The following is an 18,187-nucleotide window of genomic DNA, read 5'->3' as shown; positions in this document are numbered from 1 at the left end:
CACGATCGGCGGCTCAGCCGTCGGTCCCGCACCGGGTCGGGTCGGCCGGAAGGGTGCCCTCGACGAGGTAGGCGTTCGCGATGGCGGTCGCGCACGACGAGTCCCGGTACAGGGCGCCGTGACCGTCCACGTCCACCTCGACGAGCGTGCTGTTCGTCACCTCGGTCTCGTGCAGCCGCACGGCGTCCGCGTGCGGCGTCGCCGGATCGTGCAGGTTGGAGGCGATGAGGATCCTGTTCCCGCTCGTGTAGGAGAGCGCCGGATCCAGGCGCTCGTACTCGCCCCACCGGTCGCAGTCCCGGACCGGGTCGTCCGCCTGCTCGAGGACGCCGAGCGGCCCCGTGCTCGTCGGACCCTCACCCGCGACCGGAGCGGCACTCGCTCCGGGGACCGCGGGGACGGCGCAGTAGACGGCGTACTCGAGTGCTCGGTCGACAGCCGAGTCGTCGGCGCTCGCGACGACGTCCAGCGCGCTCGCGTCGCCCGCCACCACCCCGCGGAGGACGGCGACCGTCTCTCCCCACGAGGACCGCGGCTCGTACAGGCTGGTCAGCAGGAAGGACGCGAGCTCGCGGCCGCCCACCTCGGCGGGCGCGCCGTCGGGGTCGGTCGCCGTCCGGGGCTCCGCCGTCAGCGTCTGCAGGAGGGCCGTGAGCTGCTCGGCCGCCGTCGTCGCATCGCCGGTGAAGGGGCATTCGCCGATGCCACCCGATGTGCAGGCGGCGAGGAGGCGCGTGAGGCTCGCCTCGAAGCCCTCGAGATCGCTCGCCCTGTTCAGCGAGGCGGTGTCCACGACGCCGTCGAGGATCATCCGGCCGACGGTCTCCGGGAAGAGGGTCGCGTAGACGCTGCCGATGTAGGTGCCGTAGGAGGCGCCGTAGTAGTCGAGCTCCGGCTGCTGCAGCGCCTGCCGCAGCAGCTCGTGGTCCATCGCCACGTCCGTGCTGGACGCGTGGACGGCGAACCGGCTGGTGCTCGAGCACGCCTCGACCGCACCCGCATCGTCGGCGGTCATCGCCTGGACGTCGCAGGCGAGAGCCGTCTCGGGGCTGACGCCTCGCGGCTCGATGCCGACCACGTCGTACTTCTCGAAGACGGGAGCGGTCTCCGGCACGGTCGCCAGGCCGAGGGCCATGTTCCGCGCGGAGACGCCCGGTCCGCCCGGGTTGACCATCAGCACCTCGTCGTGCGGTCCGCCCACCGAGACCCTGATCAGGTCGAGGTCCACCGACTCGGAGGTGTCGGGGCGGCTCCAGTCGACGGGCGCTGCGATGCTGCGGCAGGTTACGTCCACTCCGTCGAGCCCCGTCACGGCCTCGCTCGGGCAGTCGAACCAGGAGGGCTCCCCGTGCTGGGTGAACCACGAGGTCACCTGCGCCCGGGGCCCGCTCGTCGAGTCGACCACCGTGCCGGCGGTGCCGGCGGTGCAGCCGGACAGCATCAGCGCCAGGAGGCACCCCGCGCCGATCATCGGATTCTTCTTCATCGTGTCCATCCCTCGTGAATCGCTCGTCACCGCTCATGTCGCCGCGACGCGGTCGTCGGCTCGTGATCCGCACGGCGTCGACTCGTCTCGCGATCGGCGGCGGATCCGGACGTCGCCGCGGCCGCGACGAGGCGGCGTCGCGTGCGAGTGGTCAGCGTAGGGAGCGGGGGCCGCAGAGACCGGGCCGGCGTGCAGTGGACGCTGTTCGGAGATGATCGCGGCGCGGTTGGCCTACTCTTCTCCGTCCGCTTGCCCGCGAGACACCTCGGCTGGTGGGGGGAGTCGGCGTGACGGGCGGGCCCGGTGGCGCCGCTGGCTACCATCGGAGCATGACGATCGGGACCAGCACACTCCGCGTCGGGCTCGTCGGCTACGGACTCGCCGGCCGGATCTTCCACGCACCGTTCCTCGAGGCGCACCCGGACGTCGTGCTGGTCGCGATCTCGACCAGCGATCCGGAGCGGGCGGCGGCGGCCACCGCCGCGCATCCCGGCGCACGGATCGTCGCCGGCCTCGACGCGGTGCTCGCCGAGGGGCCCGACCTGGTCGTCCTCGCGACGCCGCCCTCCGTGCACCGCGAGCAGGCCGATCAGGTGCTCACCGCCGGTGTCGCGGTGGTCATCGACAAGCCGTTCGCGCCGAGCACGGCCGACGTCGACGCGATCCTCGCCGCCTCCGAGGCGGGCGGGGCGCCGGTGTTCGTCTTCCAGAACCGCCGCTGGGACGCCGACTTCCTGACGTTGCGCCGGCTCCTCGCGGAGGGAGCGCTCGGCGACGTGATCCGCTTCGAGTCGACGTTCGAGCGCTGGAGCGCCCCGAAGACCGGGCGCTGGCAGACGGCGATCGGCCCGGCGCAGGGCGGCGGCATCCTCTTCGACCTCGGCAGCCACCTCGTCGACCAGGCCCTGGTGCTCTTCGGTCCGGCCGTCGTCACCGCGGCGGAGACCCGCGTCGTGCACGCGGGCGGTGCGAGCGAGGACGACGCCTTCGTCTCGCTGCTCCACGAATCCGGAGTGCGCTCGCACCTGACGATGAGCCGGGTCGCCCGCGCCTCCGCCCCGCGCTTCCGGGTGCTCGGGACGCGGGCCGCGTTCTCGGTCGACGGCCTCGACCCGCAGGAGGGCGCGCTGCGCGGCGGCGGCGCCACTCCGCTGGACGAGGACTTCGGCGTCGTTCCGCAGGGCGCGGAGGGGATGCTGGCCGACGAGCGCGGCACGACGGCCGTGCCGAGCGAGCGCGGGAACTACGCCGCCTTCCTCGCGGGAGTCGCCCGCGCCCTGCTCGACGGCGCTCCGTCACCCGTCGACGTGCAGGACGCTCGAGCAGTGGTCGCGCTGATCGAGCAGGCCCACGCCCTCGCCGCGCGGTGACGCACGACGCGCCCGGTACTGCCGCGAGGTTGGCGATCCGGGCGTCGAGGGGGATCCTCGGAGGGTGAGCACCGCACCCCCGGCCCCCGCCGACCTCCGAGCGCTCTTCCCCGGCGCCCGCGGGTACCACAACGCCTGCACGCTGGGCCTGCCGCCTCGCGCGACCGCCGAGGCCCTGCGCGCGGACCTCGACGAGTGGTCGGCCGGCTGCGGTACCGCCGCGGGCTACGGAGCGGTCGCCGAGCGCGCCCGAGCCTCCTTCGCGCAGATCGCCGGAGTGCCGGTCGACCGGGTCGCGATCGGCTCGCAGACCTCGGCGATGGCCGCCGTGCTCGCCGCATCGCTCCCGGACGGAGCGCACGTCCTCTGTGTCGACGGCGACTTCTCCTCCATCGTCTTCCCCTTCCTCGCCCAGGCCCACCGCGGCGTCGTGGTGCGCTCGGTGCCTCTGGAGGCGCTCGCCGACTCGGTCGAGGACGCCGACGACCTCGTCGTCTTCTCGGCCGTGCAGTCCAGCAGCGGAGCGCTCGCCGACCTCGACGCGGTCGTCGAGGCGGCCGCCCGCCACGGCGTGCGCACGGCCTGCGATCTGACCCAGGCGGCGGGCGTGCTGCCGGTGGACGCCTCCCGCTTCGACGCGACCCTCACCCACGCCTACAAGTGGCTCTGCTCGCCGCGCGGCGTCGCCTTCCTCACCGTCTCGCCCGAGTACGCGGCCGAGCTGCTGCCGGTGCAGGCCGGCTGGTACTCGGGGGAGGACGTCTGGTCCTCCTGCTACGGGCCCGCGATGCACCTCGCCGAGAACGCCCGGCGATTCGACGTCTCGCCCGCCTGGCAGGCGTTCGTCGGGGCGGAGGCGTCGCTCGAGCTGTTCCGCTCCCTCGACCTCGCCGCGGTCTGGGCGCGCGCCTCCGGGCTGGGCGACAAGCTCTGCGAGCGCCTCGACCGCGCGCCGCAGCACCGCGCGATCGTCTCCTGGCCGGACGAGGACGGCGCCGATCTGGCGCGCCTGCAGGCCGCGGGGCTGCGCGTCTCGGGCCGCGGCGGGCGCCTCCGCGTCGCCTTCCACCTCTGGAACGACGAGTCCGACGTCGACGAGCTCGTCCGGGTGCTGCGGGAATAGCTCCCGGTGGCAGCGGTTGTCCTCGGAGTGAGCGAAGCGCAGACCCCCATCACCGTCGACATCTGGTCCGACATCGCCTGCCCCTGGTGCTACATCGGCAAGCGCAAGTTCGAGCGCGGGCTGGCGGCGTTCCGCGCCGCGCACCCCGACGCGCCGGAGGTCGCGGTCGAGTACCGCAGCTTCGAGCTGTCGCCGGAGACGCCGGAGGACTACCGCGGCGGCACGGCCGAGTTCCTCGCCCAGCACAAGGGCGTCCCGCTGGAGCAGGCGCAGCAGATGCTCGACTCCGTCACCGCGATCGCGGCGGGAGTCGACCTCGACTACCACTTCGAGTCGGTCGTGCACGTGAAGACCGTCCGGGCGCACCAGGCGCTGCACCACGCGAAGGCGAACGGGCTGCAGCTCGAGCTGAAGGAGCGACTGCTCCGCGCCTACTTCGTCGAGGGGCGCGACCTCGCGGACTCCGACGTCCTGGCCGCCCTCTCCGCCGAGGTCGGGCTCGACGCCGACGAGGCTCTACGCGCGCTGGACGAGCAGCGGCACCTCGCCGACGTGCAGTCCGACATCGCGCAGGCCCGCGAGTACGGGATCAACGGGGTGCCGTTCTTCGTGCTCGACGGCCGCTTCGGGGTCTCCGGAGCGCAGGAGCCGACAGCGTTCACCGAGGTGCTCGAGCACGTGCTGTCGCAGCGGGCGGTCGTCGCGTGAGCGATCGAGTGCCGAGCGGGCCGTTCGAGATGCTCGGCGCCGCGGACGTGCCCGTCTGCGAGGACGGTGTCTGCTCGGTGCCGGCTCCCGGCGCTCCCGCTGTCAGCGAGCAGGCTCCTCGATCGTGATGTCGGCGACCGTCGCGCCGTAGGCGGCGATCAGCGCGTCGGCCTCCACGAAAGCGCTCCGGCCGCTCGTGCCGGCGCCCATCGCGATCCTGCGGCCGACGATCCGCTCGTCCGCGACGACCGGCCAGGCGGTGGTCGAGCCGATCGGCGTGATCGTGCCGCGGCGGTAGCCCGTCGCCTCCAGCGCCACCGACTCGTCGGGCAGGCGGAGCTTGTTCACGCCGACCACCGCGCGCAGCAGCGGCCAGGAGATCTGCCGGCCGCCGGGCACCAGCGCGAAGAGGAAGCCGCCGTCGTGGCGCTTGACCACCAGTGACTTCACGATCGAGCCGGGCTCGATGCCCAGCAGCTCGGCCGCCTCGGCCAGGCTGCCGGCCTCCGGGCGGTCGACGATCTCGACGTCGAGTCCGCGCTCGCGCGCATCCGCCTCGAACCGCGCCGGGCCGTCCTCCGCGGTGCGGTCCTCCGCGGTGCGGTCCTCCGCGGTGCGGTCCTCCGCGGTGCGGTCCTCCACAGTGCCGTCCTCCACGGTGCCGTCCTCCACAGTGCCGTTCCCGTCCATCCGTCCCCACCTCTCCGCTCGTTCGCCTTCCCCAACACAGGATCTGGGAGAATCGATACCGATGTCCTCCACTCTCATGGCCGCACCGCCCGCGCGCACCGCGCCGGCGCTCCGGATCGGCCCCCTCGAACTCGACGCCCCCGTCGTCCTCGCGCCCATGGCCGGGATCACCAACACTGCGTTCCGCCGGCTCTGCCGCGAGTTCGGCAACGGGCTCTACGTCAGCGAGATGATCACCTCCCGCGCGCTCGTCGAGCGCACCCCGGAGTCGATGCGCCTCATCCGCCACCACCCCAGCGAGAAGGTCCGCTCGATCCAGCTCTACGGGGTCGACCCGAAGACGGTCGCCGAGGCCGTCACCATGCTCGTCGCCGAGGACCGCGCCGACCACATCGACCTCAACTTCGGCTGCCCCGTCGCGAAGGTCACCCGCAAGGGCGGGGGAGCGGCCCTGCCGTGGAAGCTCCCGCTGTTCCGTCAGATCGTCGAGGGCGCGGTGCGGGCCGCGGGTGACATCCCGCTGACGGTCAAGATGCGCAAGGGCATCGACTCCGACCACCTCACCTACCTCGAGGCCGGCCGGGCCGCGGAGGGCGCGGGAGTCGCGTCGATCGCGCTGCACGCCCGCACCGCCTCCGAGTTCTACAGCGGCCAGGCCGACTGGTCGGCGATCACGACCCTCAAGCAGGCGATCACGAGCGTCCCGGTGCTCGGCAACGGCGACATCTGGTCGGCCGAGGACGCGCTGCGGATGATGAGCGAGACCGGCTGCGACGGCGTCGTCGTCGGGCGCGGCTGCCTCGGCCGCCCGTGGCTTTTCGGCGACCTCGCCGCCGCCTTCGCGGACTCGGACGAGCGCTTCACCCCGACCCTCGGCCAGGTCGCCACGGCCTTCCGCCGGCACGCCCAGCTGATCTGCGAGTTCTTCGAGAGCGAGGAGCGCGGCTGCCGCGACATCCGCAAGCACGTCGCCTGGTACTTCAAGGGCTACCCCGTCGGCGGCGACCTGCGCGCGAAGATGGCCTCCGTGGTCACCCTCGCCGAGCTCAACGAGCTGCTCGCCACCCTCGACCCCGACGTGCCGTACCCGGGCGAGGCGGCCGAGGGCCAGCGAGGCCGCGGCGGCTCGCCGAAGACGCCGTCGCTGCCCGACCGCTGGCTCGAGTCCCGCGAGCTGAACGCCGACCAGCGCGACGCCGTCTCGGCCGCCGAGATCCACCACAGCGGTGGATGACCGCGCGCTCTGGGGGTACTCGCTCGTCGACGTCGAGCGGTTCCTGCCGGAGGACCACAGCACCCGCCGCTCCGACTTCGCCCGCGATCGCGCCCGGCTCTTCCACTCCAGCTCGCTCCGCCGCCTCGCGGCGAAGACGCAGGTGCTCAGCCCGACCGCCGGCGTCGACTTCGCCCGCAACCGGCTGACCCACTCGCTCGAGGTCGCCCAGATCGGCCGCGAGCTCGCCACGAGCCTCGACCTCGACCCCGACGTCGTCGACACCGCCTGCCTCGCGCACGACATCGGCCACCCGCCCTTCGGCCACAACGGCGAGCGCGCCCTCAACACCTGGGCCGAGTCGATCGGCGGCTTCGAGGGCAACGCGCAGACCTTCCGGCTGCTGACCCGGCTCGAGGCGAAGGTGTTCGGCGAGGACGACCGCCCGTACGGCCTGAACCTCACCCGCTCGAGCCTCGACGCCAGCTGCAAGTACCCGTGGCCCGACACCCGCTCCGTCGCCGATCCGTCCGGCCGCGCCAAGTACGGCTTCTACGCCGACGACGAGCCCGCCTTCACCTGGATGCGCGAGGGCGCCCCCGAGGGAGTCCGCTGCATCGAGGCCGAGGTGATGGACCTCTCCGACGACATCGCCTACTCGGTGCACGACTTCGAGGACGCCGTGTTCTCCGGCTACATCGACGTCGCCGCGCTCGGGTCCCGCGTGGACCACGACGACCTCGTCGAGTCGATGCACTCCTGGGTCGGCGGCGAGATCGGCCACGACGAGCTCGTCGCCGCGTTCGACCGCCTCGACTCGCTCGACGTCTGGGTCGACTCCTGGGACGGCTCCCGCCGCGACCAGGCCCGGCTGAAGAACCTCACCAGCCAGCTCATCGGCCGCTTCGCCGCCTCCGCCACCGAGGCCACCCGGGACGCCTACTCCCACCCCGACCTCGTCCGCTTCGGCGGCCACGTCGTCGTCCCCCGCGAGCAGCAGGCCGAGATCGCCGTGCTCAAGGGCATCGTCGCCACCTTCGTGATGTCGCGGAACACCCGCCAGCCGATCTACGCCCAGCAGCGCGAGGTCCTCACCCGACTCGCCGACACCCTCCTCGAACGCGGCGCCGGCGCCCTCGACGCCGGCTTCGCCGAGGACTGGAACGCCGCCGGCACCGACGACGCCCGCCGCCGCGTCGTCGTCGACCAGGTCGCCAACCTCACCGACCAGAGCGCCCTCAGCTGGTTCGAGAGGCTGTGCCACTGAGCTCGCCGGGCGCAGCCCGGCTCGCTCGGACGCCGGTCCCCGCCCGGCGTCCGCGCGGTCGGCTCCTCGGGGTGGTCCGTTCCGCAGAGCGGGTCGCGGACGCCTAGCGCGATTCGCTGGCACGCGAATCGCGCCTCCGGCTGCACCCTGCGGCGTGCCCGCCGGAAGGCTGAGCTTTCCGGCATCCATGCTGGTCGAGTAGGGCGCGGAGCGCCCGTATCGAGACCGACGTGTCCGGTCCGGTGGGAGGCCCATGCTGATCGAGTAGCCCGCGCAGCGGGCGTATCGAGATCGACCAGCGTCAGCAGGACGAGTCTGCAGGCCCGCTCTGCTGATGACGGTGGGTCTCGATACGCCGCGTTCTGGGGCTGCTCGACCAGCATGTGCGCGGGAGGCGGGTGCGCCGTTCGGCGCTCCTCCTTGCTGGTTCTGGGGCTGCTCGACCAGCATGTGCGTGCGCCGGTCGGCGCTCCTTCTTACTGGTTCCGCGGCTGCTCGACCAGCGTGCGGGGCGGGCGGAAACGGCGCACTCGGCCGGGGGGCGGGTGGCGGCGGATACGATGGGAGGCATGCCTCGGATTCGACAGACGGATGTCGAGGAGGTCAAGGCCAGGGTCAACATCGCGGACGTGGTCGGCGAGTACGTCACCCTGAAGTCGGCGGGCGTCGGCTCGCTCAAGGGGCTCTGCCCGTTCCACGACGAGCGCAGCCCGAGCTTCCACGTGCGACCCCAGGCCGGCTTCTACCACTGCTTCGGCTGCCAGGAGTCGGGCGACGTCTACAGCTTCGTCATGAAGATGGACCACACCTCGTTCAGCGAGACGGTCGAGCGGCTCGCCGGCCGCATCGGCTTCCCGCTGCAGTACGAGGAGGGCGGCGGCCAGGCCCCCGAGACCGGCGGACGCGCCCGGCTCATCGCCGCGAACAACGCCGCCGAGGAGTTCTTCCGCGAGCAGCTCGCCACCCCCGGCGCCGACGTCGGCCGCCGCTTCCTCGGCGAGCGCGGCTTCGACCGCGCGGCGGCCGACCGCTTCGGCGTCGGCTTCGCCCCCGACGGCTGGGACGGCCTGACCACCGCGCTCAAGCGCCGCGGCTTCTCCGAGGAGGAGCTCACCACGGCGGGCCTCGTCAGCAGCAGCAACCGCGGCGGCGTCTACGACCGCTTCCGCGGCCGCCTCGTCTGGCCGATCCGCGACGTCACCGGGCAGACCGTCGGCTTCGGCGCCCGCCGCCTGCTCGAGGAGGACAAGGGCCCGAAGTACCTGAACACCCCCGAGTCGCCCGTCTACCACAAGTCGCAGGTCCTCTACGGGCTCGACCTGGCCAAGCGCGACATCTCCCGCGGCCACCGGGTCGTCGTCGTCGAGGGCTACACCGACGTGATGGCCTGCCACCTCGCCGGCGTCACGACCGCGGTCGCCACCTGCGGCACCTCCTTCGGCGTCGACCACATCAAGGTCCTGCGCCGCGTGCTCGGCGACGACAGCGGGGTCGGCGAGGTCGTCTTCACCTTCGACCCGGACGCCGCCGGCCAGAAGGCGGCGATGCGCGCCTTCCAGGAGGAGCACCGCTTCGCCGCGCAGACCTTCGTCGCCGTCGCGCCCGAGGGCCTCGACCCGTGCGACCTGCGGCTCAACCGCGGCGACGACGCCGTCCGCCGCCTCATCGACGACAAGAAGCCGATGTTCGAGTTCGTCATCCGGCAGCTGCTGTCCCGCTACGACCTCGACACGGTCGAGGGCCGGATCGCCGCCCTCCGCGCCGCCGCCCCGGTCGTCGCCGAGATCCGCGACCCGGCGCTGCGCCCCGGCTACTCCCGCGAGCTGGCCCGGATGCTCGGCCTGGACATGTCCGAGGTCAACTCCGCCGTCCGCTCCGCCGGCTCGCGCGCGCGCAACGCCCCGGGCGGCCGGGACGAGCGCCCGCAGGAGGACGCCCCCGAGGCGCCCGCCGGCGCCCGGATCGCCGACCTCCCCGTCGACGTCGTCACGCGGATCGAGCGCGAGGCGCTGATGGCCATGCTCCAGCTGCCCCAGGTGATGGGGGAGTCGCTGCTCGCCCGGGCCGCGCACGCCGCCGTCACGAACGAGACCCTCCGCGTCGTCCGCGACGCCGTGGTCGCCAACCTCGAGCGCGCGCAGGACCGCGACTGGGTCGAGCACGTGGCGGCCGACGTGCCCGGGCCGTTCGCCTCGCTCGTGCACCAGCTCGCCGTGGCGCCCATCCCGGCGGCCGACGAGGCCGGCCTCGCCCGCTACTCGAAGGACGTCGCCATCTCGCTGATCGAGCGCGACCTCCTGCGCGAGATCGCCGAGCTGCGCGGCGCCCTGCAGCGCGCCTCGACCGACCCCGTGCTCTCCCGCGCCGTGCAGGTCCGCCTGGTCGAGCTGGAGCGCGAGAAGCGGGCCCTGCGCACCGAATGAGGGCGCCGCGGGTGCCCCGTGCCCTCGATGAGGGACGTGTTGCAGTCGTGTGAAGAAAGCGCTCGACGGCCCGCGCCGGTTCGGAGAGCGCTTCCGCATGTGTTACCACTGAGGAACAGCAATGCGGGCGCTCAGCGTCGTGGCCCCCGTGCGCCCAGAGAACACCGTGCGCCTGAAGGACAGTGCGCCGGATCGACACCGCTCCGCACGGACCCCGTGCGAGACGGACTCTGCGCCGCGGGACCGCGTTCCACGCCGAGGTCCGCATCCGATTTCTGACAGGAAGAGGCAGACGGAGATGACATCCGGATTCACTCGCGGTTCGCGGGCACTCGGCACGGCAGCAGGCTTCGCCGCGGTCGCGCTCGTGCTGGCGGGCTGCTCCGCCGGCGGCGGGGACTCGACCGGCGGCGCGGCCGGCGGCACGCTCACCATCGGCACCACCGACAAGATCACCACGCTCGACCCCGCCGGTTCGTACGACAACGGCTCCTTCGCCGTGATGAACCAGGTGTTCCCGTTCCTGATGAACACCCCCTACGGCAGCCCGGACGTCGAGCCCGACATCGCCGAGTCGGCCGAGTTCACGACGCCGACCGAGTACACGGTCACGCTCAAGGACGGCCTGAAGTGGGCCAACGGCCACGACCTGACCTCCTCGGACGTCAAGTTCTCCTTCGACCGCCAGGTCGCCATCGCGGCCGAGAACGGCCCGTCGTCGCTCCTCGCGAACCTCGACAGCGTCGCGGCGCCGGACGACACCACCGTCGTCTTCACGCTGAAGTCGGAGAACGACCAGACCTTCCCGCAGATCCTCTCGAGCCCCGCGGGCCCGATCGTGGACGAGGAGGTCTTCTCGGCCGACGAGCTGACCGCCGACGCGGACATCGTCTCGGGCGACGCCTTCGCCGGGCAGTACACGATCGCCAACTACGACGTGAACAACCTCATCCAGTACAAGGCGTACGACGACTACCAGGGCGTGCTCGGCGCGGCGAAGACCGGCACCGTCAACGTCAAGTACTACGCGGACAGCTCGAACCTCAAGCTGGACATCCAGGAGGGCAACATCGACGTCGCGTACCGGAGCCTCTCCGCGACCGACGTCGAGGACCTCCGCGGGAACGACGCGGTCAAGGTCGTCGACGGTCCCGGCGGCGAGATCCGCTACATCGTCTTCAACTTCGACACGCAGCCGTTCGGCGCGACGACCGCCGAGGCCGACGCGGCCAAGGCGCTCGCCGTCCGCCAGGCCGCGGCCGATCTGATCGACCGCCAGGAGATCGCCGACCAGGTCTACAAGGGCACCTACACCCCGCTGTACTCCTACGTCCCCCAGGGCCTCACCGGTGCGACCGAGTCCCTCAAGGGCCTCTACGGCGACGGCCAGGGCGGTGTCGACGCCGACAAGGCGGCCGCCACGCTCCAGGCCGCGGGCGTCACCACCCCGGTCACCCTCAACCTGCAGTACTCGAACGACCACTACGGTCCGTCCTCGGGCGACGAGTACGCGCTGATCAAGGACCAGCTCGAGTCGACCGGCCTGTTCACCGTGAACCTGCAGACGACCGAGTGGGTCCAGTACTCCAAGGACCGCTCGAGCGACGTCTACCCGGCGTACCAGCTCGGCTGGTTCCCGGACTACTCCGACGCCGACAACTACCTGTCGCCGTTCTTCATCAAGGAGAACTTCCTCGCGAACCACTTCGACGACGCCGACGTGCAGAGCCTGATCGCCGAGCAGGTCTCCACCACCGACGCCGATGCGCGCACCGCGCTGATCGAGGAGATCCAGGACAAGGTCGCGGCGCAGCTGTCGACCCTGCCCTACCTCCAGGGCTCGCAGGTCGCGATCGTCGGCAGCACCGTGAGCGGAGCCGAGGACACCCTCGACGCCTCGTTCAAGTTCCGCTACGCGGCGCTCAGCAAGGGCTGATCCACCCCTCCGGCCGGCGCCTCCCCACCCGGGGGGCGCCGGCCGTTCTCCACGAAAGGCATCACGTGACGACAGCCACGACGGCTGCGGCGACGGCGCCCACCCGGCGACCGCGCGGCTCCGGAGGAGGACTCGGGCGCTATCTGCTCGTCCGCTTCCTGCTCATCATCCCGACCGTCTTCATCCTCGTGACGATGGTGTTCCTGCTCATGCGCTCGACGGGCGACCCGATCACCGCGGCGCTGGGCGGTCGGCTCACCGCCGACCAGCTGGCCGAGCGCGTCGCCGCCGCCGGCTACGACCGCCCGCTGATCGTGCAGTACCTCGAGTACCTCGGCAACCTGCTGCGCGGCGACTTCGGCACCACCCTGAGCGACAACCGCCCGGTCACCGAGGTGCTGGTCACCTACGGCGCCGCGACCGTCGAGCTCGCCTTCTACGCCCTGATCGTGGCGTTCCTCGTCGGCATCCCGCTCGGGATGCTCGCCGCCTACCACCGCGACCGCACGCCCGACGCGGTCCTGCGCATCTTCGCGATCCTCTGCTACGCGACCCCCGTCTTCTTCGCGGGGCTGCTGCTCAAGCTCGTCTTCTCGGTCTGGCTCAAGTGGTTCCCGGTCGCCGGTCGCGCGACCACGAACACCGAGCTCTCGCTGCAGTTCCTCGAGAACAAGACCGGCATCTACCTGATCGACGCGATCCAGACCGGCGACCCCGCCGCCGTCGCCGACGTGCTCTCGCACGCGGTCCTGCCGGCGATCGCGCTCGGCCTGCTCACCGCCGGCATCTTCCTCCGCCTCGTGCGCACCAACGTGATCGGCACCCTCGGCACCGACTACGTCGACGCCGCCCGCTCGCGCGGAGTGAGCGAGTTCCGCCTGGTCCGCACGCACGCCTACCGTCCGGCGCTCATCCCGATCATCACCGTCATCGGCCTGCAGATCGCCCTGCTGCTGGGCGGCGCGGTGCTCACCGAGACGACCTTCGAGTGGAAGGGCCTCGGCTTCCAGCTGGCCGAGTACCTCCAGGCGCGCGACTTCGTCGCCGTGCAGGGCATCGTCGCCCTGCTGGCCGTGATCGTGGCGCTGACCAACTTCATCGTCGACGTCATCGCGGCGCTCATCGACCCGCGAGTGAGGTACTGACCCATGAGCACCACCACACCGGCGCGCCCGCGCCGCCGCCTCGTCGACCGGCTGCCGGTCGTCCACCAGCTCCGGCAGAGCGTGGGCCTGCAGCGCGGGATGCTCGTCACCGGTCTCGTGATCACCGGCGCGTTCCTCCTCGTCGCGGCCCTCGCCCCGCTGATCGCCCCCTACGGCTACTCGCAGCTGCGCACCGGCACCGAGTCGTTCGGCGCGCAGCAGCCGCCGAGTGCCGAGCACCTGCTCGGCACCACCGTCGGCGGCTACGACGTGCTCTCGCGCGTGATCTGGGGCGCCCAGACGGCGTTCCTCGTCATCGTGGTCGCCGTCGTGCTGTCGATCTTCCTCGGCGTCTTCCTCGGTCTCGTCTCGGGCTACCTCGGCGGCTGGCTCGACCGCGTGCTCGTCGTGATCTGCGACGCGATCTACGCCTTCCCGACCCTGCTGCTCGCGATCGTGATGTCGATCGTGATCTCCGGCGGGCAGTCGAACCTCTGGTCGGGCATCTTCGCCGCCGCGGTCTCGATCACGGTCGTCTACATCCCGCAGTACTTCCGGGTGATCCGCGCCGAGACGGTCCGGATCAAGGGCGACGCCTTCGTCGAGTCGGCGAAGGTCATCGGGGCGTCGACCCCGCGGATCATGTTCAAGCACGTGCTGCGCAACGCCACCCGCACCCTGCCGCTGATCTTCACGCTCAACTCGTCCGAGGCGATCCTCACCCTCGCGGGCCTGGGCTTCCTCGGCTTCGGCATCGAGCCGACCTCTGCCGCCGAGTGGGGCTACGACCTCAACAAGGCGCTGTCCGACGTGACCAGCGGCATCTGGTGGACCTCGGTCTTCCCGGGCCTGGCCATCGTCCTCGTCGTGCTCGGCATCACGCTGGTCGGCGAGAGCCTCAACGACCTCGCCGACCCGCGCCTGCGCGGCCGGCGCGCAGTGGCCGCCGGTTCCGGCGACGTCGCCGCGACGTCCGTCGTCCCGGGCGGCGCGCTCCCCGCGGACGGCCTGGAGACGCCGGGACACGATCCCGTCGCCGGAGTGGAGAAGACCCGATGAGCGTCCAGCGTCCCGCCGACAGCCGTCCCGCCGACGCGGGCTCCCGCCCGATCGTCGACATCCAGGACCTCGAGGTCGCCTTCGCGAGCGATCGCGGCGCCGTTCGCGCGGTGGCCGGCGTCAGCCTCCGCGTCGAGCGCGGCGAGGTGCTCGCCATCGTCGGCGAGTCCGGCAGCGGCAAGACCGTGACCGCCAAGACCATCCTCGGGCTGCTGCCCGAGACGGCGACGGCGTCCGGCGTCATCCTGCTCTCGAAGAAGGACGGCAGCTCGTCGACCGACGTGGTCTCGGTGCCGAAGTCGCGCCTGCGCGAGCTCCGCGGCACCGATGTCGCGATGGTCTTCCAGGAGCCCGGCACCGCCCTCAACCCGGTCTTCACCGTCGGCTGGCAGATCGCGGAGGGGCTGCGCGCGCACGCCTCCGTCTCGCGCAAGGACGCGCGGAAGCGCGCCATCGACGTCCTGCGCACGGTCGGCATCCCCGAGCCGGAGAAGCGGGTCGACTACTACCCGCACCAGTTCTCCGGAGGCCAGAAGCAGCGCGTCGTCATCGCGATGGCGCTCGTGCTCGACCCGGGGCTGATCGTCGCCGACGAGCCGACCACGGCCCTCGACGTGACGGTGCAGGCCGAGATCCTCGACCTGCTCCGCCGCTGCCGCGACGACTTCGGCACCTCGATCGTCCTGATCACCCACAACATGGGCGTCGTCGCCGACCTGGCCGATCGCGTCGCGGTGATGTACCAGGGCGAGCTGGTCGAGGAGGCGCCGGTCGCCGAGCTGTTCGCCGCTCCGAAGGCCGAGTACACCCGCAAGCTCCTCGCCGCCGTGCCGCACGTGGGCCAGGGCGTCGCCCGGGCGAAGGAGCGCGCCATCGAGCGCGCCGGCGCCCCGGAGGCGGAGACGCTCGTCCTCGCCGAGGATCTGCGGATCCAGTACCCAGGCCGCCTCGGCCGCCCCGGCTTCGTCGCCGTCGACGGCGTCTCCTTCCGCATCCGCGCGGGCGAGGTGCTCGGCCTGGTCGGCGAGAGCGGCTCGGGCAAGACGACCATCGGCCGGGCGATCGCCGGACTGACCACCGTTACCGGCGGCTCGCTGCGGGTGCTCGGCAAGGAGATGCGCGGCATCCGCGAGCGCGCCTTCCGCCCCGTCCGCGGCGACATCGGCTTCGTCTTCCAGGACCCGGCGTCGAGCTTCAACCCGCTGCTGACGATCGCCGAGTGCGTCGCCGAGCCGCTGATCGTGCACGGCCGCGCCCGCGACGCCGGTGCCGCCCGGAAGCGGGTCGACGAGCTGCTCGAGGCGGTGCAGCTGCCGCGCTCCTACGGCGACCGCTACCCGCACGAGCTCTCCGGCGGCCAGCGCCAGCGCGCCAGCCTGGCACGGTCGCTCGCCCTCGAGCCGAAGCTGCTGATCGCCGACGAGCCGACCTCCGCGCTCGACGTCTCGGTGCAGGCGCGCGTGCTCGAGCTGTTCGCGGAGCTGCAGCGCGAGTTCGGCTTCGCCTCGCTCTTCATCAGCCACGACCTCGCCGTCGTCGACCTGCTCGCCGACCGGATCGCCGTGCTCTACCGCGGCGAGCTGGTCGAGGAGGGCACGGGCGAGGAGGTGCTGTCCGCGCCGAAGCACCCGTACACGCAGCGGCTGCTGGCCTCGCTGCCGGTGCCGGACCCGGGGGAGCAGGCCGAGCGCCGCGAGCTCCTGCGCAGCATCGTCGAGGCGGAGCGGAAGGCGTGAGCCGAGCCGCCGCCGCCTCGGCGCCCATCGTCGTCGACGACCTGAGCGTCGAGTACCCGCCGCGCGGCATCAGCGGGCGCTGGACCGCGCTGCGCGGGGTCAGCCTGCGCGTCGAGCCGGGTGAGGTGCTCGGCATCCTCGGCGGCAGCGGCTCCGGCAAGTCGACGCTGGCGCGCGTCCTCGGCGGCGAGGGTCTCGACGGCCCGGCTGGCGCCGGGGCGCGCACGCGGCCGGTGATCATCGGCGGCGAGGCCACCGTCTCCGGCCACCGACTCCGCGGGATGCCCGCCCGCGAGGTCAAGCGCTTCACCTTCGACGTCGCGCACCTCGCGCAGGACGCCGGCGCGGTGCTGCGCCCGGAGCTGACCGTCTCCGAGCTGATCGCCGAGCCGATCTTCCTCCGCGACCGGCACTACGACCCGAGGAGCGCGGCGGTGCGGGTGGCGACGCTGCTCGACTCCGTGCACCTGCCGCTGTTCCTGCTCGACCGCTTCCCCTACGAGCTCTCCAGTGGTCAGCGGCAGCGCGTCGCGATCGCGCGCGCGCTCGTGCTCGGCCCGAAGGTGCTGATCGCCGACGAGCCGACCTCCGGCATCGACGCGACCGTCCGCGAGTCGATCGTGGACCTGCTCACCGATCTGCGCCGGCAGGAGGGCTTCGCCGCGGTCGTCGTGAGCCACGACATCGACGTGCTCAGCCGGGCCACCGACCGGATCGCCGTGCTGGTCGAGGGCGAGGTGGTCGCCTACGGACCGCTGCTCGAGGTGCTGAACGACTCCCGGCACCCGTACGTCCGCGAGCTCGGCGCCGCCTTCGCCGAGTTCGAGCGCTTCGATGCTTCCCGCGCCGCGCGCACGGCGCCCGCGGAGGAGGCCGGATGACCGCGCCGCGCCTCGCCGTCCTGCCCCGGCCGAAGCAGATCTTCACCGACGCGATCGAGGCCGGCGGCGGGACCGTCGTCGGCGTCGAGGACGCGGAGGCGCTGCTCTGGCTCTCCTACGGCCGCACCGACGAGCTCGCGGCGGTCCTCGCGGAGCACCCGGGCCTCCGCTGGGTGCAGCTGCCCTGGGCGGGGGTCGACGTGTTCGCGCCCGTGCTGCGCAGCACCGGGCGGGAGGGGCTGCGCTGGACGAGCGCGAAGGGTGCCTACGCCGAGCTGGTCGCCGAGCACGCCCTCGCGCTGACCCTCGCGCTGCTGCGCTCGCTGCCCGAGCGCGCCCGCGCCGACTCCTGGGGAGCGAAGCGCGCCAGGACCCTGCACCGCGCACGGGTCGTCGTCGTGGGCGCGGGCGGCATCGCCGTGGAGCTCCTGCGGCTGCTGAGCGTCTTCGACGCGCACGTCACCGTGGTGCGCCGGACCGCCGCGGAGGTGCCCGGAGCCGACCGCACGGTCATCGCGGACCAGCTGCCCGACGTGGGCGGCGAGGCCGACGTCCTCGTGCTCGCGGCCGCTGCGACCGACGGCACCGCCCGGCTGGTCGACGCCGAGCTGCTGCGGCGGCTGCCGGCCGAGGCCGTGCTGGTCAACGTCGCCCGGGGGAGCCTCGTCGACACGGACGCTCTCGTGACCGCCCTCGCGGAGGGACGGCTCGCCGGGGCCGCCCTCGACGTCACCGACCCGGAGCCTCTGCCGGACGGGCACCCGCTCTGGAGCGAGCCGCGCTGCCTGATCACTCCGCACTCCGCGGACACCCCGGAGATGACGACGCCGCTGCTCGCCGAGCGGGTCCGCGCCAACGTCGCCGCCTTCGCCGCGGGCCGCGAACTGCTCGGCGTCGTCGACCCGGCGCTCGGCTACTGATCCAGGATTTGGAGTTCGCGCAGACTTTGCTAAAGTAGTCACGCGCTGTTCGCCTCCGGGTGAGCGGATGATCCTCGATAGCTCAATTGGCAGAGCAATCGGCTGTTAACCGGTAGGTTCTTGGTTCGAGTCCAAGTCGGGGAGCGAAGGGCCTGGGACTCCACTCCTGGGCCCTTTTTCGTGCCCTCGAGTCGGTCCTCCGGGCCCGGTCTCCGCGCCTCGTTCCCTGT

Annotated in this window: 14 protein-coding genes, 1 tRNA gene and 1 pseudogene; 14 read left to right on the top strand and 2 right to left on the bottom strand. The window is 72.4% G+C overall.

Annotated features, from left to right (window positions below; all coding sequences use genetic code 11):
- Positions 1-13: 13 nt before the first annotated feature.
- On the bottom strand, positions 14-1,486 hold the full coding sequence (locus MT351_RS07370; RefSeq protein ID WP_243581762.1) for an alpha/beta fold hydrolase: 1,473 nt from the start codon (positions 1,484-1,486) through the stop codon (positions 14-16).
- 329 nt (positions 1,487-1,815) lie between these two features.
- Here MT351_RS07370 and MT351_RS07365 point away from each other — a divergent pair, with 329 nt between their 5' ends.
- From MT351_RS07365 to MT351_RS07355, 3 genes are all read left to right on the top strand, one after another.
- On the top strand, positions 1,816-2,856 hold the full coding sequence (locus MT351_RS07365; RefSeq protein ID WP_243581760.1) for a Gfo/Idh/MocA family oxidoreductase: 1,041 nt from the start codon (positions 1,816-1,818) through the stop codon (positions 2,854-2,856).
- 64 nt (positions 2,857-2,920) lie between these two features.
- Positions 2,921-3,979 carry an aminotransferase class V-fold PLP-dependent enzyme gene (locus MT351_RS07360; protein ID WP_243581758.1) on the top strand — a complete coding sequence of 353 codons (1,059 nt, stop codon included), beginning with the start codon at positions 2,921-2,923 and terminating at the stop codon, positions 3,977-3,979.
- A 27-nt stretch (positions 3,980-4,006) separates the two neighbouring features.
- A complete protein-coding gene (locus tag MT351_RS07355) occupies positions 4,007-4,687 on the top strand; it encodes a DsbA family protein (RefSeq protein WP_123735461.1) in 681 nt (226 codons plus the stop codon).
- A 102-nt stretch (positions 4,688-4,789) separates the two neighbouring features.
- Here the strand turns inward: MT351_RS07355 and MT351_RS07350 are convergent, their stop codons facing one another.
- Positions 4,790-5,209, bottom strand: coding sequence for an aminoacyl-tRNA deacylase (locus tag MT351_RS07350; RefSeq protein ID WP_243581848.1), 420 nt, complete (start codon positions 5,207-5,209; stop codon positions 4,790-4,792).
- Between the two features lie 27 nt (positions 5,210-5,236).
- Between MT351_RS07350 and MT351_RS20410 the strand changes: the two are divergent.
- From MT351_RS20410 to MT351_RS07300, 11 genes and pseudogenes are all read left to right on the top strand, one after another.
- Positions 5,237-5,308 (top strand): annotated as a pseudogene (locus MT351_RS20410) (hypothetical protein); the annotation flags it as partial.
- 130 nt (positions 5,309-5,438) lie between these two features.
- Positions 5,439-6,611: a tRNA dihydrouridine synthase DusB gene (dusB, locus tag MT351_RS07345; protein ID WP_243581756.1), complete on the top strand. Its 1,173-nt coding sequence runs from the start codon at positions 5,439-5,441 to the stop codon at positions 6,609-6,611.
- The gene (locus tag MT351_RS07340; RefSeq protein ID WP_123735464.1) at positions 6,604-7,857 is read left to right on the top strand and encodes a deoxyguanosinetriphosphate triphosphohydrolase; all 1,254 of its coding nucleotides are present in this window, start codon (positions 6,604-6,606) and stop codon (positions 7,855-7,857) included. Before dusB ends, MT351_RS07340 begins: the two co-directional genes overlap by 8 nt.
- 569 nt (positions 7,858-8,426) lie before the next feature.
- A complete protein-coding gene (gene dnaG, locus MT351_RS07335) occupies positions 8,427-10,280 on the top strand; it encodes a DNA primase (protein WP_123735465.1) in 1,854 nt (617 codons plus the stop codon).
- A gap of 298 nt (positions 10,281-10,578) precedes the next feature.
- Positions 10,579-12,216, top strand: coding sequence for an ABC transporter substrate-binding protein (locus tag MT351_RS07330; protein WP_123735466.1), 1,638 nt, complete (start codon positions 10,579-10,581; stop codon positions 12,214-12,216).
- A gap of 65 nt (positions 12,217-12,281) precedes the next feature.
- Positions 12,282-13,361: an ABC transporter permease gene (locus MT351_RS07325; RefSeq protein ID WP_123735467.1), complete on the top strand. Its 1,080-nt coding sequence runs from the start codon at positions 12,282-12,284 to the stop codon at positions 13,359-13,361.
- Positions 13,362-13,364: 3 nt separating this feature from the next.
- A complete protein-coding gene (locus tag MT351_RS07320) occupies positions 13,365-14,420 on the top strand; it encodes an ABC transporter permease (RefSeq protein WP_123732121.1) in 1,056 nt (351 codons plus the stop codon).
- The gene (locus MT351_RS07315) at positions 14,417-16,156 is read left to right on the top strand and encodes an ABC transporter ATP-binding protein (protein WP_123735468.1); all 1,740 of its coding nucleotides are present in this window, start codon (positions 14,417-14,419) and stop codon (positions 16,154-16,156) included. Before MT351_RS07320 ends, MT351_RS07315 begins: the two co-directional genes overlap by 4 nt.
- Positions 16,153-17,037: an ATP-binding cassette domain-containing protein gene (locus MT351_RS07310; protein WP_243581754.1), complete on the top strand. Its 885-nt coding sequence runs from the start codon at positions 16,153-16,155 to the stop codon at positions 17,035-17,037. Before MT351_RS07315 ends, MT351_RS07310 begins: the two co-directional genes overlap by 4 nt.
- On the top strand, positions 17,034-17,957 hold the full coding sequence (locus MT351_RS07305) for a D-isomer specific 2-hydroxyacid dehydrogenase family protein (protein WP_243581753.1): 924 nt from the start codon (positions 17,034-17,036) through the stop codon (positions 17,955-17,957). Before MT351_RS07310 ends, MT351_RS07305 begins: the two co-directional genes overlap by 4 nt.
- A gap of 71 nt (positions 17,958-18,028) precedes the next feature.
- Positions 18,029-18,101, top strand: a tRNA-Asn gene (locus MT351_RS07300).
- Positions 18,102-18,187: the final 86 nt, after the last annotated feature.

The sequence above is a fragment of the Rathayibacter sp. VKM Ac-2926 genome (assembly GCF_022815565.1).
GTDB classification, from domain to species: domain Bacteria; phylum Actinomycetota; class Actinomycetes; order Actinomycetales; family Microbacteriaceae; genus Rathayibacter; species Rathayibacter festucae.
The sequence above is the reverse complement of the archived record's forward strand: the minus strand, read 5'-3'. Positions and strand labels throughout refer to the sequence as shown.

Bases quoted from the DNA above. Each gene is read 5' to 3' on its own strand.
- MT351_RS07370 (WP_243581762.1), bottom strand. From the start codon at position 1,486: ATGAAGAAGAATCCGATGATCGGCGCGGGGTGCCTCCTGGCGCTGATG.
- dnaG (WP_123735465.1), top strand. From the start codon at position 8,427: ATGCCTCGGATTCGACAGACGGATGTCGAGGAGGTCAAGGCCAGGGTC.
- MT351_RS07315 (WP_123735468.1), top strand. From the start codon at position 14,417: ATGAGCGTCCAGCGTCCCGCCGACAGCCGTCCCGCCGACGCGGGCTCC.
- MT351_RS07330 (WP_123735466.1), top strand. From the start codon at position 10,579: ATGACATCCGGATTCACTCGCGGTTCGCGGGCACTCGGCACGGCAGCA.
- MT351_RS07365 (WP_243581760.1), top strand. From the start codon at position 1,816: ATGACGATCGGGACCAGCACACTCCGCGTCGGGCTCGTCGGCTACGGA.
- MT351_RS07305 (WP_243581753.1), top strand. From the start codon at position 17,034: ATGACCGCGCCGCGCCTCGCCGTCCTGCCCCGGCCGAAGCAGATCTTC.
- MT351_RS07320 (WP_123732121.1), top strand. From the start codon at position 13,365: ATGAGCACCACCACACCGGCGCGCCCGCGCCGCCGCCTCGTCGACCGG.
- dusB (WP_243581756.1), top strand. From the start codon at position 5,439: ATGTCCTCCACTCTCATGGCCGCACCGCCCGCGCGCACCGCGCCGGCG.